This is a genomic window from Pseudomonas sp. F8002 (assembly GCF_013385495.1).
Taxonomy (GTDB): Bacteria; Pseudomonadota; Gammaproteobacteria; order Pseudomonadales; family Pseudomonadaceae; genus Aquipseudomonas.
The window spans coordinates 42,885-60,344 of record NZ_JACAPW010000036.1 but is presented as its reverse complement, the minus strand read 5'-3'; the positions used below and the strand labels follow the sequence as shown (position 1 = coordinate 60,344).

General features: G+C 63.0%; 2 protein-coding genes. Both read left to right on the top strand.

Going from position 1 to position 17,460, the window contains the following annotated elements; genetic code table 11:
* Positions 1–5,122 (top strand): non-ribosomal peptide synthetase (locus HX811_RS25355; protein ID WP_177047891.1); only part of this gene is annotated, 5,122 nt, incomplete at its 5' end.
* Complete coding sequence (locus tag HX811_RS25350) at positions 5,122–17,451, top strand: non-ribosomal peptide synthase/polyketide synthase (RefSeq protein ID WP_177047889.1); 12,330 nt, start codon at positions 5,122–5,124, stop codon at positions 17,449–17,451. The genes HX811_RS25355 and HX811_RS25350, both read left to right, overlap by 1 nt.
* Positions 17,452–17,460 lie beyond the last annotated feature (9 nt).

The window sequence follows — 17,460 nt, the reverse complement described above, 5'->3', positions numbered from 1 at the left end:
AATTGAAGCGCGCCTGAACGCCCTGGCGGCGGTGCGCGAAGCCGTGGTCTTGGCCCAGGAAGGGCTGAACGGCCAGCAACTGGTGGCTTACGTGATCCCGGCGCAAGGCGCCGAGGATGCAGGCGCACTCAAGGCGCAGCTGAAAGCGGACCTGCCGGACTACATGGTGCCGACGCACCTGCTGTTCCTGAATGAATGGCCACTGACCGCCAACGGCAAGCTCGACCGCAAGGCCCTGCCGCAGCCGGACGCAAGCCAGGTACAGCACGAGTATGTGGCGCCGCAAAGCGCGCTGGAACAGCAAATCGCAACTGTCTGGCAAGACGTGCTGAAACTGGAACGGGTTGGCCTCACCGACAACTTCTTCGAACTGGGTGGCGACTCGATTATCTCGATTCAAGTGGTCAGCCGCGCCCGGCAGTCCGGCATCCGCTTTAGTCCAAAAGACCTGTTCCAGCACCAGACGGTGCAGGCATTGGCGACTGTCGCGCAGACCGGTGACCAGCTGCAGGTAATCGATCAGGCTGCGGTGCAGGGCCCGGCGTTGCTGCTGCCAATTCAACAGGCTTACTTTGCCGACGCCATCCCGCAGCGTCACCACTACAACCAGTCGGTGCTGCTGCAACCGGCCCGTGCGCTGCAAGCGGCGCTGGTGGAGCAAGCATTGCAGGCGCTGGTGCTGCATCACGATGCGTTGCGGGTGATGTTCAACGAAAGCGCCGAAGGCTGGAGTGCCAGCCATCGCGACGCATCGATGCGCAATGATCTGTTATGGGTGCGCCCGGTGGCCGATGCTGGCGCGCTGGAAGTGCTGGCCAATCAAGCCCAGCGCAGCCTGAACCTGCAAACCGGACCCTTGCTGCGCGCCGTGTTGGCGACCCTGGACGATGGCACCCAGCGGCTGTTGCTGGTGATCCATCACCTGGCGGTGGACGGTGTGTCGTGGCGGATTCTGTTCGACGACCTGCAAACGGCCTACAACCAATTGCTCGCCGGGCAAGCCTTGCAATTGCCGGCCAAGACCAGCTCGGTCAAGGCGTTTGCCGAACAGTTGCAAGCGCATGCACGCAGCGCGCAATTGCAGCAGCAGTTGGCCTACTGGCAGGCGCAACTGCAAGGTGCGCCGGCTGACCTGCCGTGCCTCAACCCCGAGGCGAGCCCACAGAACGGCCAGGCCGTCACTGTTCATACGCGCCTGGACAAACACCTGACGCGGCAACTGCTGCAGGAAGCGCCGGCCGCCTATCGCACTCAGGTCAACGACCTGTTGCTGACCGCCCTGGCGCGGGTGGTCTGCCGTTGGACCGGGCATGCAAGTACCTTGATCCAGCTTGAAGGCCATGGTCGCGAAGAGTTGTTTGCCAACATCGACCTGACGCGCACCGTGGGGTGGTTCACCAGTATGTTCCCGGTCCAGTTGTCGCCGGCGGCGGCACTCGGGGACTCGATCAAGTCGATCAAGCAAGGGTTGCGATCGATCCCGGACAAGGGGGTGGGTTTCGGCGCGCTGCGCTTCCTCGGTGACGAGGCCAGCCGGTCAGCCTTGCAAGCGCTGCCGGTGCCGCGCATTACCTTCAACTACCTGGGGCAGTTCGACGCCAGCTTCGATAAGGAACAGGGTGCGTTGTTCAGCCCGGCCAGCGAAAGCGCCGGTGAAGAGCAAAGCGCGATGGCGCCCCTGGGCAATTGGCTGAGCCTCAACGGGCGGGTATTTGATGGCGCACTGAGCCTGGGCTGGACGTTCAGCCACCAACAGTTCGAGCAGGCCACCATCCAGCAACTGGCCGACGATTATGCCGTGGAACTGGCTCTGTTGATCGGTCATTGCTGCGATCCTGCAAACCATGGCATGACGCCTTCCGACTTCCCGCTGGCCAGCTTTACCCAACCGCAGCTCGATAACCTGGGCCTCGCCGCCCGTTCGGTGGATGACATCTACCCGCTGGCGCCGATGCAGCAGGGCATGCTGTTCCACAGCTTGTACGAACACGGCAGCGGTCAGTACATCAATCAGATGTGCCTGGACATCGACGGTCTCGACCCACAGCGTTTCGAGGCTGCCTGGCAGGCGGCGGTCGACGCCCATGACATTTTGCGCAGCAGTTTCATCTGGGAAGGCAGCGAGCAACCGGTGCAGGTGGTGCACAAACAGGTGCGCGTACCCTTCACCGCGCTGGATTGGAGCACACGCACGGATGCCCCGCAGGCCCTCGTCGAGTTGGCGTCCAGCGAGCGCGACCAGGGTTTCGACCTCGCCCTCGCGCCGCTGCTGCGGCTGGTGCTGGTCAAGACCGCTGAACAGCGTTATCACCTGATTTATACCCATCACCACATTCTGATGGACGGCTGGAGCAACTCGCAGCTGCTGGGCGAGGTGTTGCAACGTTACGATGGCCAGGTGCCGCCGCGCCCGGCGGGCCGCTATCGTGACTACATCGCCTGGCTGCAAGGGCGTGATGCCAAGGCCAGTGAAACGTTCTGGCGTGCGCAACTGCACGCGCTCGACGCGCCGACGCGCCTCGCCGAAAACCGTTTCGCCGCGCCGCAGCCGGCTGTCGAAACCAGCCATGCCAGCCTGTATCACTCACTGTCCCAACAGCAGACCCAACGCCTGGGCGAATTCGCCCGCCAGCAAAAGGTCACCCTCAATACCGTGGTCCAGGCGGCCTGGTTGCTGCTCCTGCAACATTACACCGGGCATGACACGGTGGCCTTCGGCGCCACGGTGTCCGGACGCCCCGGCGAACTCAAAGGCGTCGAACAGCAGATAGGCCTGTTCATCAATACCTTGCCGGTGATTGCCAGCCCCCGGCCGGAACAATCGGTCACCAGCCTGCTGCAACAGCTTCAGGCCCGCAACGTTGCGTTGCGCGAGCATGAACACACGCCGCTGTTCGAGATTCAGCGCTGGGCCGGGCAGGGCGGTGAAGGCCTGTTCGACACGCTGCTGGTGTTCGAAAACTACCCGCTGGCCGAGGCCCTGCAAGCGCAGGCACCGTCAGGCCTGAGCTTCGGCACGGTGGGTAATCAGGAACAGACTAATTTCCCGTTGACCCTGGCCGTTAATCTCAATGAGACCCTGAGCCTGCACTTCACTTATGCCCATGCTGCGTTCCATACACATACAATCCAGCGCCTGGCTGAGCAGGTGGAGCACGTGCTCGCACAGATGGTGAGCCTGGCCGCCGACCGTAGCCTGGGCGATATCGACCTGGTTGGCGCGGCGACGCGCACCGTGCTGTTGCGCGACTGGAATGCCACGGCAGTGCCGGCCACCGACCGACGCCACGTTCATCAATGGTTCGAGTCCCAGGCTCGACGCACGCCTGATGCGCCGGCCCTGTTGGCCGATCAAGCGTCGCTGACCTATGCCCAGCTCAACCTGCGCGCCAATCGCCTGGCTCATGCGTTGATCGAGCGGGGTGTAGGCCCGGACGTGTTGGTGGGGCTGTGCATGCCGCGCAGCGTGCAGATGGTCGTCGGGCTACTGGCGATCCTCAAGGCCGGTGGTGCCTATGTACCGCTGGACCCGGCTTATCCACAGGATCGTTTGATGTACATGGTCGAGGACAGCGGCATTGCCTTGCTGTTGACCGAAACCAGCGTACAGCCGTACTTCGCCGACGTGGCCGTGGACTGCCTGCTGCTGGACGCACTGCCCGAGCGGTTCGATGGCTACGGCGAGCATGAGCCTTCGGTAACCGTCGACAGCCAGAACCTCGCCTATGTGATCTATACCTCCGGTTCCACCGGGAAGCCCAAAGGCGTGACGATTCGCCATGGCGCCCTGAGCAACCATATGGAATGGATGCAGGGTTGCCTGAAGCTGGATCACAGTGACCGTGTCCTGCAGAAGACCGCCATCAGTTTCGACGCCTCGGTGTGGGAGTTCTGGTTGCCACTGATGAGCGGCGCGCAACTGGTATTGGCCGCGCCGCAATTGAACCTGGACTTGACCACCTTGTGGGTCGAGGTGGAGCGTTGGGGGATCAGTGTGCTGCAAATGGCGCCATCGTTGCTGCAGGCGCTGTTGCCGCTGGCGACCCGTGAACACCTGGCCTCCTTGCGCCTGCTGCTGTGCGGCGGTGAAGCGCTGAGTGCGCACCTTTCCCGCCAGGTCCTGGGCCTCTTCGATGGCGAGCTGCGCAATCTTTATGGCCCCACAGAGGCCACGATTGATACCAGCAGCCATGCCGTGGCGGCCACTGTCGAAGACGACGGGCGAATCATCGCCATCGGTCGTCCGATCAACAACGTACGCACCTATGTGCTGGACGGCGCCTTGCAGCCTTGCGCCGTGGGGGCGATTGGCGAGTTGTACATCGGTGGTGAATCCCTGGCCCGTGGTTATCACCAGCGTCCAGGGCTGACCGCCGAGCGCTTCGTTCCCGATCCGTTTGGCGAGTCGGCCGCTGCACGCCTGTATCGCACCGGCGACCTGGTGCGCCACGCCGAAAATGGCGTAATCGAATACATCGGCCGGATTGACCATCAGGTGAAAATCCGTGGCCTGCGCATTGAGCTGGGTGAAATCGAAGCCCGCCTCCACGCTCAACCTGAAGTACGAGATGCGGTAGTGCTGGCTCGGGAAACGGCGACCGGCACGAGCCTGGTGGGTTGGCTTGTCAGCCAGGACGGCAGCCTGGATAGGGCGGCCGAGGCGCGCTTGGGTGAACAGCTCAAGGCGCGGCTGGCACAACAGATGCCGGACTTCATGGTGCCCACCCATCTGGTCTTCCTCGATCAACTGCCGCTTACACCCAACGGCAAACTCGACCGCAAGGCCTTGCCCGCGCCGGATACCCGCGCGCTGCATTCGGCTTACCTGGCGCCGCAAAGCGATCTGCAATGCAAGGTCGCGGCCATCTGGCAAGGCGTGCTCAACGTTGAGCAGGTCGGTCTGGCGGATGATTTCTTCGAGCTGGGCGGGCATTCGCTGCTGGTGGTGAATGTGGTGTCGCGCCTGCAGCTCGAACTGGGCATGAAGTTAACGCCCCAATTGATATTCCAATTTCCGGTCCTCGGTGCGTTTGTCGCGCAACTGGAGCAGACCGGCACGTCAATGAGCACGTCAAAATTGAGCAAGCTTGAAGCGCTGCTTGATGAATTCGAGGAGGTTTGATGGACACCGCTGTCGCACAACGTATTGCCAGGCGCTTCATAACGCTGCCGCTGGAAAAACGCCGTCTTTACCTGCAGAAAATGCTCGAAGAGGACGTTTCCCCGGCGAACCTGCCGATTCCGCCTGTCAGTGCCGAGTTCGACACGTTGTCATTGTCCTTTGCCCAGGAGCGTCAATGGTTCTTGTGGCAGCTGGACCCGGAAAGCGCGGCTTATCACATGCCTACGGCCCTGCGCTTGCGCGGTCCATTGGACATTGCGGCGCTGCAACAGAGTTTCAGTGCGCTGGTCGCGCGCCATGAGAGCCTGCGTACCACCTTCGTGGTGCACGGCGAGCAAGTGGTGCAGCAAGTGCAGGAGGCTGCACCGGTAAATCTGCAGGTGCAGCCTCTGGCCCAGGTGCCGGATGCGGCGCAACTGCGGCACTTGATCGAAGACGAGACGCGCCGGCTGTTCGACTTGCAGCAGGGGCCATTGTTGCGTACGTGCCTGTTGCAACTGGGCGCGGATGACCATGTGCTGATTGTCACCTTGCACCACATCGTTTCCGATGGCTGGTCGATGCAGGTAATGGTCGAGGAGTTGGTCAAGGGTTACGCCGCGTTCAGTCGAGGGTTGAGCCTGGAACTGCCAGCGTTGCCGATTCAATACAGCGACTACGCCATCTGGCAGCGGCACTGGATGGAGGCCGGCGAGCGGGAGCGGCAGTTGCAATACTGGACCGCGCAACTGGGCGGCGAGCAGCCGGTGCTTGAGCTCCCGACTGACGTTGCGCGCCCGGCCGTGATGAGCTATCGCGGTGCCCGGCTGGAGTTGGATATCGACGCCGCGCTGGCCTGCGGCCTCAAGCAGATGGCCCAGCGCGAAGGGGTCAGTCTGTTCATGATCCTGCTGGCCTCCTACCAGGCCTTGCTGCATCGCTACAGCGGGCAGAACGACATTCGGGTTGGCGTGCCGACCGCGAACCGTAACCGGGTGGAGACCGAGGGGTTGATCGGCTTTTTCGTCAACACCCAAGTGCTCAAGAGTGAGGTCGACAGCCAGGGCTCCTTCAGTGCCTTGCTGCAACAGGTCAAGCAGACTGCGCTGGATGCCCAGGCGCATCAGGATCTGCCGTTCGAGCAACTGGTGGAAGCCTTGCAGCCGCAACGCAACCTGAGCCACAGCCCGCTGTTTCAAGTGATGTTCAACCACCAGACCCAAGGCCCGGCGAGCGAGGGGCCGGCCGGTGAATTGAAGGTCGAGGGGCTGCGCTGGGATACCCATAGTGCACAGTTCGATTTGACCCTGGAAACCATGGAGCGCCCCGATGGGCTGTCTGCGGCGCTGATCTATGCCACGGATCTGTTCGGTGCAGACACGGTTGCGCGGATGGCCGGGCACTGGCAAAACCTGCTGCAGGCAATCGTCGCGAACCCGGCACAAAGCATCGGTGAGCTGCCGTTGCTTGACGCTGAACAGCGCCAAGCGCAGCTCGACGATTGCGTCCGCACGTCGGTAGCCACACCGCAGGCGGGTTATGTTCATCGATTGTTCGAGGCACAGGTGGCTCGCTCGCCGGAGGCGCAGGCGCTGGTCATCAATGGCCAGCGCTTGAGCTACGGGCAACTCAATACCCGGGCCAATCAGTTGGCGGTGGAGCTGCAACGTCACGGGGTGGGCGCGGGTGTGCTGGTGGGCATTGCCGTCGAACGCAGCCCGCACATGCTGATCGGGTTGTTGGCAATCCTCAAGGCCGGCGGCGCCTATCTGCCTCTCGATCCCGCGTTCCCGCAGGATCGCCTCGCCTACATGATTGAGGACAGTGGCATCGACCTGTTGCTGACCCAACATTCACTGCTCAGCCAGATCCCGGTGCCTGACACGGTCACTACGCTGGTGCTGGATCAACCGGGCAATTGGCTTGACGGCCATGCCGGTGACGATCTGCCTACCCGGCTGGATCCGGAGCACCTGGCTTATGTCATCTACACGTCTGGCTCCACCGGCCAGCCGAAAGGGGTGATGGTGCGACATGGCGCCCTGACCAACTTTGTCGCAAGCATGGCCAGGGTGCCGGGCATGACCGCCCAGGATCGAGCGTTGTCACTGACCACGTTCTCGTTTGATATTTTCGGCCTGGAAATCTACGTACCCCTGATGGTCGGCGCGTGCATCGTGCTGACCGGCCAGGAGGTGGCGCAGGACCCGTACGCCGTGCTGGCCCTGATCGATGCCGAACGGGTCAACGTGGTGCAGGCGACTCCCTCGACCTGGCGCATGTTGCTCGACAATGAACAGGCCCACGTGCTCCAGGGGTGCACGTGCCTGTGCGGCGGCGAGGCGTTGCCCCAGGAACTGGCGGTGCGCATGCTTGGCCTTGGCGGTGAAGTCTGGAATCTCTATGGCCCGACGGAAACCACGGTCTGGTCGGCGTTGCACCGGCTGCGTCCGCAGGCTGCGCAACCTTGGCTGGGCGGGCCAATCGACAACACATCGCTGTACATCGTCGGTGCAGACCTGATGCCGGTGCCCTATGGTGTTGCCGGCGAATTGCTGATCGGCGGGGACGGCCTGGCGCGGGGTTACTTCCAGCGCCCGGGATTGACCGCCGAACGTTTTGTTCCCCATCCGTTTTCCAGCACCGGCGAGCGGCTTTACCGCACCGGCGACCTCGCACGTCAGCGCCCGGACGGTATCCTCGAATACCTGGGGCGGATCGACCATCAGGTGAAAATTCGCGGTTTCCGCATCGAGCTCGGGGAAATCGAAGCGCGCCTGCTGGAGCAGGACGCTGTACGTGAAGCCGCGGTACTGGCCCAGGATGCCCCGGGCGGCCAGGCGTTGGTGGCGTATGTGGTCCCCGCCGCCGAATGGCAGGGCCTGGATGCCGACGGCCAGGGTCGCCTGCGCGACAGCCTGAACGCCGGGCTCAAGGCCAACTTGCCCGACTACATGGTGCCGGCGCATATGGTGCTGTTGCCAAGGTTCCCGCTGACCCCCAATGGCAAGCTGGACCGCAGGCAACTGCCCAAGCCCGATGCCAGCCAATGGCAGAAAACCTACGTGGCTGCGCAGACACCGGTGCAGCAAGCGGTGGCGGCGATCTGGGCCGAGGTGCTCAACGTGCCGCGGGTTGGCCTGAGTGACAACTTTTTCGAGCTGGGCGGCCATTCGCTGCTGGCGACCCAAATGGTTTCGCGGATTCGCCAGCAACTGCAAGTCCAGGTGCCTTTGCGCCTGCTGTTCGCCCATAACACCCTGCAAGCGTTTGTCGAGGCGATGGCCCCGGCATCGTTGACTCCTGAACAGGCCATCCCGCGCGTTGCACGCGACCAGCCGCTTGCCCTGTCATATGCCCAGCAACGGCAATGGTTTTTGTGGCAATTGGAGCCCACCAGCAGCGCCTACCATATTCCCGCGGCCCTGCGTTTGCGCGGACACCTTGACCTGGCGGCCTTGCAACAGTGTTTTGACGCCCTGGTGGCGCGTCATGAGAGCTTGCGTACCCGGTTTGTGCTGGAGAACGAGCGTCCCGTACAACGGGTCGACCCGCCGGCACCGGTGGCGATTGCGCTTGAATCGGCGGCTGCCGGGCTGGATGACCCTGGCCTGCGCGGCTTGATTGAAACTGAAACCCGCCAACTCTTTGATCTGCAGCGTGGGCCGTTGCTGCGGGTCAAGCTGTTGCAACTGGGCGCTGAAGATCACGTGCTGATCCTGACCCAGCACCACATCGTGTCGGATGCCTGGTCGATGCGGGTCATGATCGATGAGCTGATGCAGTTATACCGCGGCTTCAGTCAAGGCCAACCGGCGGCGTTGGCGGCACTGCCGATCCAGTATGCCGATTACGCACAGTGGCAGCGTCAGTGGCTGGCGGCGGGTGAGCAGCAACGTCAGCTCAGCTACTGGACAGAACAGTTGGGCGGCGAGCAACCGGTCCTTGAACTGCCAACCGACCATCCACGTCCGGTTCAGCAAAGCTATCGTGGGGCCCGGCTGCCGATCACCCTCGAGCCGTCCCTGGCCGAGAGTCTCAAGCGCCTGGCGCAGCAGCAAAACACCACACTGTTCATGCTGCTGCTGGCCGGCTTCCAGACCTTGTTGCACCGCTACAGCGGGCAGCAGGATATTCGTGTCGGGGTACCGATTGCCAACCGCAATCGCCTGGAAACCGAAGGGATGCTGGGTTTCTTCGTCAACACCCAGGTACTCCGGGCCGACATTGAGGGGCACCTGCGCTTTGACCAATTGCTTCATCAGGTCAGGCAGCGGGTACTGGGAGCACAGGCCCATCAGGACCTGCCGTTCGAGCAACTGGTGGAGCTGCTTGCACCTGCACGCAACCTGAGCCATACGCCGTTGTTCCAGGTCATGTTCAACCATGCCAGTGATGCTCGTCGCGAGGCGATTGAACTGCCGGGGTTGAGCCTGGAGCAATTGACCTGGGATTCGGGCAGCGTGCAGTTCGACCTCTCCCTGGATACGTTCGAGTACAGCGAAGGCATCAGTGCCGCACTGTCCTATGCCTCTGACTTGTTTGAGCCAGCCACCGTCGCACGCCTGGGCGAACACTGGCTGAACCTGCTGCGCGCGATTGTGGCCAACCCCACCCAGCGCATCGCCGAATTGCCGATGCTCGATGCGGTGCAGCGCCGGATGATGGTTGAGGACTGGAACCGCACGTTCGCCCATTACCCGAACCACCAGCCGGTGCACCACTTGATCGAAGCCCAGGTGGAACGGGCCCCGCATGCCGTGGCGTTGGTGTTCGAGGGGCAGTCGCTGACCTATGCCCAGCTCAACGCGCGGGCCAACCGATTGGCTCATGCCTTGATCGCGCGTGGCGTAGGCCCCGATGTGCTGGTGGGCATTTCACTGCACCGCAGCCTGGAAATGGTGGTGGGCCTGTTGGCGATCCTGAAGGCCGGCGGCGCCTATGTACCGCTGGACCCGGAATACCCGCCGGAACGCCTGTCCTACATGATCGACGACAGCGGCATCGAATGGTTGCTGACCCAGCAAGCGCTGGTCGCAACCTTGCCGCTGCCGGAACGGGTGCGCACGCTGATACTCGATGGTGACGATGCCTGGCTGGCCGGTGAGGCGCAAGGCAACCCCGAGTCGCGGGCCGTCGCGCAAAACCTCGCCTATGTGATTTACACCTCCGGATCCACCGGCAAACCCAAAGGGGCTGGCAACAGCCACGGCGCCCTGACCAACCGGTTGTGCTGGATGCAACAGGCCTACGGGTTGCACGCCGACGACCGCGTGCTGCAAAAAACGCCGTTCAGCTTCGATGTGTCCGTCTGGGAGTTTTTCTGGCCGCTTATGACCGGCGTCCGCTTGGTCGTGGCGTCGCCAGGGGATCATCGCGATCCACAGAAGCTGGTCCAATTGATCGAGCGCGAAGGCATTACTACCCTGCATTTCGTGCCGTCGATGCTGCAAGCGTTCGTGCTAGATGCCAATGTCAGCCGCTGCACCAGCCTCACCCGTATCGTTTGCAGTGGCGAAGCGTTGCCGATCGATGCGCAGCAGCAGGTCTTCGCCAAGCTGCCGGGCGCGGGGCTGTTCAATCTCTACGGCCCTACCGAAGCCGCAATTGATGTCACCCACTGGACCTGTCGTGACGAGGGCCGTGACGCAGTGCCCATCGGCGAGCCGATTGCGAACTTGATGACCTACATTCTCGACGCCGAGCTCAACCCGGTGCCCTGCGGCGTCAACGGCGAACTGTACCTCAGCGGCCAGGGACTGGCGCGTGGGTACCACCGTCGCCCGGAGCTGACGGCCGAACGATTCGTGGCAAGCCCGTTTGTCGCGGGTGAACGGCTGTACCGCACGGGCGACTTGGCCCGTTACCGCGTTGACGGGGTGATTGATTACATTGGCCGTATCGACCATCAGGTGAAAATCCGCGGTTTTCGTATCGAGCTGGGTGAAATCGAGGCCCGTCTGCTGGAGCACGGGGCCGTGCGCGAAGCCGTGGTGGTGGCGCAGGACAGCCGCAACGGCAAAGCCCTGAGTGGCTACGTCGTTACCCAGCCTGGCGCCGCCAGCGACTGGCCGGCACTGCGCGAGGCGCTGACAGCGCATCTGCGCCAGACCCTGCCGGAACACATGGTGCCGACGCACCTGACGCCGCTGGAAAAAATGCCCCTGAGCCCCAACGGCAAACTCGACCGCAAGGCTCTCCCGGTGCCAGACATGGCTGAGGTACAGCAGGACTTCGTGGCTCCCGCCAATGCAGTCGAAAGTGCCCTGGTCGAGATCTGGCAAGCCGTGCTCGGCGTGGCCCGGGTGGGCACTGCCGATAACTTCTTCGCCTTGGGCGGTGACTCGATCAATTCGATTCAAGTGGTCAGCCGTGCACGTCAGCAGGGAATCGGCCTGGCCCCCAAGGACCTGTTCCTGCACCAGAACATCCAGGCGCTGGCCCGGGCTGCGAGCGCCGATCAAGCCGCAACGATCGATCAGGGGCCGGTCAGCGGTGACAGCCATCTGGTTCCGATGCAGCACTGGTTCTTCGCCAATGACATGGCGCACCGTGACCACTGGAACCAGTCGCTGATGCTGACCCCGCGCGAGCCATTGGACGGCGCATGTCTGCAGCAGGCCCTTGAGCACGTGGTGGCCCATCATGACGCCTTGCGCTTGCGCTTCGTGCAATCGGGCGATGGTACCTGGCAGGCCAGCCATGAGGCCGTCGGCGCACAACCGGTAGGCCTCTGGCAGCGCCAGGCAGAGAACGCCGATGAGATCATCGCCATTGCCAACCAGGCGCAACGCAGCCTCGACCTGCAACACGGCCCGCTGCTGCGTTGCAGCCTGATCGCAGTGCAGGACGGCAGTTCGCGCCTGCATCTGGCGATTCACCATCTGGTGATGGACGGTGTGTCGTGGCGCGTGCTGCTGGAAGACTTGCAAACGGCCTACCGGCAGCTGGCGGTAAACCAGCCTGTGGTGTTGCCACCCAAGTCCACCGCGTTCAAGGCGTGGGCCGAGCAGTTGCAGGGCTACGCCCACAGCGAAGGGCTGGCTCGGGAGTTGAGTTACTGGACCGGGCAACAGGCCCATGCGTTGCCGGAACTGCCACGGGCGCGGCCTGAGGGCAGCCAGGCTTCGGTGCATGGCCATTCGGTCAACACGCGTCTGGATACAGAACAGACTCGGCGCCTGCTCAAGCAGGCACCGTCGGCCTATCGCACCCAGGTCAACGACCTTTTGCTCAGTGCCCTGGCGCAGGTGATTTGCCAGTGGACTGCGCAACCTGCGTGCCTGGTGCAACTGGAAGGCCATGGCCGTGAGGAACTGTTCGGCGACGTCGACCTGAGCCGCACGTTGGGCTGGTTCACCAGCCTGTTCCCGGTGGTATTGACCCCATCGGTGCACGCGGCAGACACCATCAAGGGCATCAAGGAACAGCTGCGCGCGGTGCCGAACAAGGGCCTGGGTTATGGCGTGCTGCGTTACCTCGGTGCAGAGGATGTCCGCTCGCGTCTGGCGAAACTCGCGCAGGCCCGGATTACCTTCAACTACCTCGGCCAGTTCGACCAGAGCTTTGATGAGCAGGCGTTATTCGCGCCGAGCGAGGAGGGCAGCGGGGCTGGGCACGCTGATGACGTGGCGCTGGGCAACTGGCTGACCATCGATGGCCGGGTGTACAACGGCCAGTTGTCCCTGGACTGGACCTTCAGCCGCGACGTTTTTGATGAGGCCACCGTCCAGCAATTGGCCGATGCCTACGGCGTCGCGTTGCAGGCACTGATCGAGCATTGCTGCGGCGAAGAGCATCAGGGCCTGACGCCGTCTGACTTCCCGCTGGCCCGTTTGACCCAGGCGCACCTTGACGGCTTGCCGGTGCCCGTGGCGCAGGTGCAAGACGTCTATGCGTTGTCACCGATGCAAGAAGGCATGCTGTTCCACACCCTGGCCGACGACAGCAGCGGCTTGTACATCAACCAGATCAGCCTGCCGGTACACGGGCTGGATACCGAGCGCTTCGCCGCAGCCTGGCAATCGGTGATTGAGCGTGAGGACATTCTGCGGACCAGCTTTCACTGGCAGGATGGCTTGAGCGCCCCGGTGCAAATTGTCCACCGCCAGGCCGAATTGCCGCTGCTGATCGAAGATTGGCGCGGCCAGGACATCAGCGAACAGGCGATCGGCGAGCGCGCAACGGCTGATTACCTGCAAGGGTTCGATCTGGCCCGTGCGCCGTTGCAGCGTGTGCTGTTGCTGCGGCTTGAGGACGACCGCTACCAGATGATCTGGACCTGCCATCACATCCTGATGGACGGCTGGAGCAGTTCGCGACTGTTTGGCGAGGTAATGCAGTTTTATGCCCAGGGCCACGTGCCGACACGCAACGGTCGTTACCGCGAGTTCATCGAATGGCTGCAACGCCAGGATCAACGGGCGCTGGAGGGCTTCTGGAGAAGCCGTCTTGCGACGCTGGAGCAGGCCACCTCGCTGAACCAGGCGATGTTCCCGCGGCATGTCGAGGATTTGCCCGGGCACCAGGCGCTTTACTCACGTTGGGATGCGGTGCAAACCGCACGCCTGCAACAGGCTTGCCGCGCCTTGCAAATCACCCCCAACACGCTGATCCAGGGCGCGTGGCTGTTGTTGCTGCAACGCTTTACCGGGCAGAACACTGTGGTGTTCGGTGCCACCGTGGCTGGCCGTCCTGCGGGTTTGGCCAATGCCGACAACATCCTGGGGCTGTTCATCAATACGCTACCGGTGATCCAGACCCTGGAACCCGCGCAGCCGCTGGATCAGTGGCTGCAAGCGTTGCAGGCCTGCAACATGGACATCCGTGAGTACGCACACGCGCCGCTGGCGGATATCCAGCGCTGGTCGGGGCTGGGCGGGCAAGGGCTGTTCGACAGCATCATCGTGTTTGAAAACTACCCGATCGATGAGCGCCTGGGTGAGCAACAGGACACCGGCCTGAGCTTCGGCGAGTCGCGTAACCATGACGTGACCAACTTTGCGATGGACCTGGCGGTCAACCTCGGCGAACAGTTGTCGATCGAATATCTGTTCCTGCGCAATGCCTTCAGTGTCGAGGCGGTAGAGCAGATTCGCCGCTGCATGGAAGACACCCTTGAGGCCATGATCGTTGCGCCGACGGCGCGACTGGGCAACCTTCAGCGCCTTGGGGCCGAGCAGTGGCAAGCCTTTGAGCAGTGGAGTGCGGCGCCGAATGCCAGCTATCACGCGCAGCTCTTGCCGGAACTGATCGCACGCCATGCCCATTCGCGTGGCGAGGCGACGGCACTGGTGTGTGGGGGTGATTCGCTGAGCTACGGTGAGCTGGAACGTCGAGCCAATGGCCTGGCCCATCGCTTGATCGAGCTGGGGGCCGGGCCGGAAGTGGTGGTCGGGGTGGCCCTGGAGCGCTCCGTCGAGATGATCGTGGCGTTACTGGCGGTGATGAAAAGCGGCGCGGCTTATGTGCCGTTGGACATCGACTATCCGCCCGAACGCCTGGCGTTCATGATGCAAGACTCGGCGATGGCGCTGTTGCTGACCCATAGCCAGGTGCAGGCGCGCCTCCCGGCGGTGGAAGGCCTGGCGCAACTGGCCATCGATACGTTTGACCGCGCCGGCTACAGCGACACGCCGCCCGCCAGCAGTTTGCTGGGCGCCAATCTGGCCTACTTGATTTATACCTCGGGCTCCACCGGTCGGCCGAAAGGCGTGGCAGTGGCGCATGGGCCGATGAGCATGCATTGCCAGGCCATCGCCGGGCTGTATGACATGGATGAGCGCACCCGCGAGCTGCATTTCATGTCGTTTGCCTTCGACGGCGCTCATGAGCGCTGGCTCAGTACGCTATTGAGCGGGGGCACGCTGGTGATCCGCGATGCCAGCCTGTGGACACCGGAGCAGACCTTCGACGCCTTGCATCAACACGGCATCACGATTGCCTGTTTCCCGCCGGCCTACCTCAAGCAGTTGGCCGAGTACGCGGCCCATAGCCAACAGGAACCACCCGCGGTACGGGTGTATTGCTTCGGTGGCGATGCGGTGCCGGACCAGACCTTCGAACAAGTGAAAGCGGCACTGCGTCCACAGTTCTTTACCAACGGCTATGGCCCCACCGAAACCGTGGTCACGCCGATGCTCTGGAAGGTCCCGGTCGACACCCGGTGCGAGGCCGCCTATGCGCCGATCGGGCGTGCTGTCGGCGAGCGCGCGCTGTACGTGCTGGACGAAGACCTCAACCCGCTGCCGCCGGGGATTGCCGGTGAGCTCTACATCGGTGGCCAGGGCATTGCCCGCGGCTATTACCGTCGTCCGGACCTGAGTGCCGAGCGCTTTGTGCCGGACCCGTTCGGGTCGCCGGGCGATCGTCTCTACCGCAGCGGCGACCTGGTACGCCAGCGTGTTGATGGTGTGCTTGATTACGTCGGGCGTATTGACCACCAGATCAAGGTCCGGGGCTTTCGCATTGAACTGGGGGAAATCGAGGCGAGCCTGCGGCAACTGGACGATGTCAGTGACGCGTTGGTGATCGCCCGTGACAGTGCGTCGGGCAAGCAACTGATCGGTTATGTGGTGACGCCCGATGGCATGGCCATCGGTGATCGCCTCAAGGCGGACTTGCGCGCGCAATTGCCGGATTACATGGTGCCCACCCAGGTCATCTGCATGGCGGCGCTGCCTGTCACGCCCAACGGCAAGCTGGATCGCCAGGCCTTGCCGGAGCCTGAATTCAAGGGCGGCGAGTATGTTCCCGGCCGTACTCGTGACGAGCAACTGCTGGCACAGGTCTGGGCTGATGTGTTGCAAGTGGAGCGCGTGGGCATCACCGACAACTTCTTCGAGTTGGGCGGTGACTCGATCCTCAGCCTGCAAGTCGTCTCGCGGGTACGCAACCACCCTGAACTGAAGATGGACCTCAAGCTGCGGGACCTGATGCGCGGGCAGACCATCGAGGCGATTTTCGAGCAGCGTTCAAGCACCGTCGCCACGCTGATCGAGGATGTTTCGCAGGTGGCCGCCGAGGGCCAGTTCAACCTGATTCCGATCCAGCAGTGGCTGTTCGACCAGCGTATGAGCGAGCCGCACCATTACAACCAGGCATTGATGCTGCGTGCACGCCAGGCGCTGAATCTGCCGGCGCTGGAGCTGGCATTGCGCTGCATGTTGAAGCAGCACGACGCCCTGCGCCTGCGCTTTCGTGAGGTGGGCGCACGCTATTGCCAGCATTACCAGCCGCTGGAGGACATGCAGGCGCAATGGGCCACTGAGCCCTTGTTATGGCAACACACCGTGGCCGATGAAGCGGAGCTTGAGCTGTACGCCGAACAGGTACAGCGCAGCCTGGACCTGCAAGACGGGCCGGTGTGGCGTACCGCTCATGTGACGTTGGGCGATGGCCAGGTGCGGGTATTGATGGTGATCCATCATTTGGTGATCGACACCGTTTCCTGGCGTTTGCTGCTGCAGGATTTGCAGGTCGCTTATGAGGCTTACCGCAATGGCCAGGCGCCGGCCCTGCCGATTCGTACCAGCAGCTACCGGGCCTGGGCCGAGGGTCTGCAAGCGTACGCGGCGAATTATCCGGCGCAGGAGCAAGCCTGGTGGCTTGAGCAGATCGACCAGCCGGGCAGTGAGCTGCCGTGCGATAACCCGCGTGGCAAGAACCAGGTGCAGTACCAGTCGGTCGCGCTGATGGGCCTGTCGCAGGAGCATACCCAGCAGTTGCTCAAGCAAGTGCCTGCGGTCTACCAGACGCAGATCAACGATGTGTTGCTCGCCGCGCTGAGCCGGGTGTTGTGCCGCTGGAGCGGGCAGCCTTCGGTATTGATCCAGCTCGAAGGCCATGGCCGCGAAGACCTGGTCAAGGACATCGACCTGAGCCGCAGCCTGGGCTGGTTCACCAGCATGTTCCCGGTGCGCCTGGCACCCGGTGCCGGGGCTGACATCGGGAGCTCGGTGCGTGCGGTGCAGCGGCAATTGGCGGCCGTACCGAACAAGGGCCTGGGCTACGGCATCCTGCGTCACATGAGCGGTGTGTCGATGGCCGATACCTTGCGCCTGGCACCCCAGGCGCGTGTCACCTTCAACTACCTGGGGCAGTTCGACCAGAGCTTCGATGACAAGGCGATGCTGGTGCCGGCTCAGGAGAGCTATGGCAGTTGCTACAGCCCGCAGGCGGCCCTGGGCAATTGGCTGGAAGTGGTGGGGCAGGTGTATGACGGACGCCTGGCGATGCGCTGTATTTTCAGCACGCGCCGCTACCGTGCCGAAACCGTCGAACAGTTGATGCGAGAGTACCAGGCCGAACTGGAGGCGCTGATCGAGCATTGCGTGGCACAAGCGGCTTAAGGATTGAGG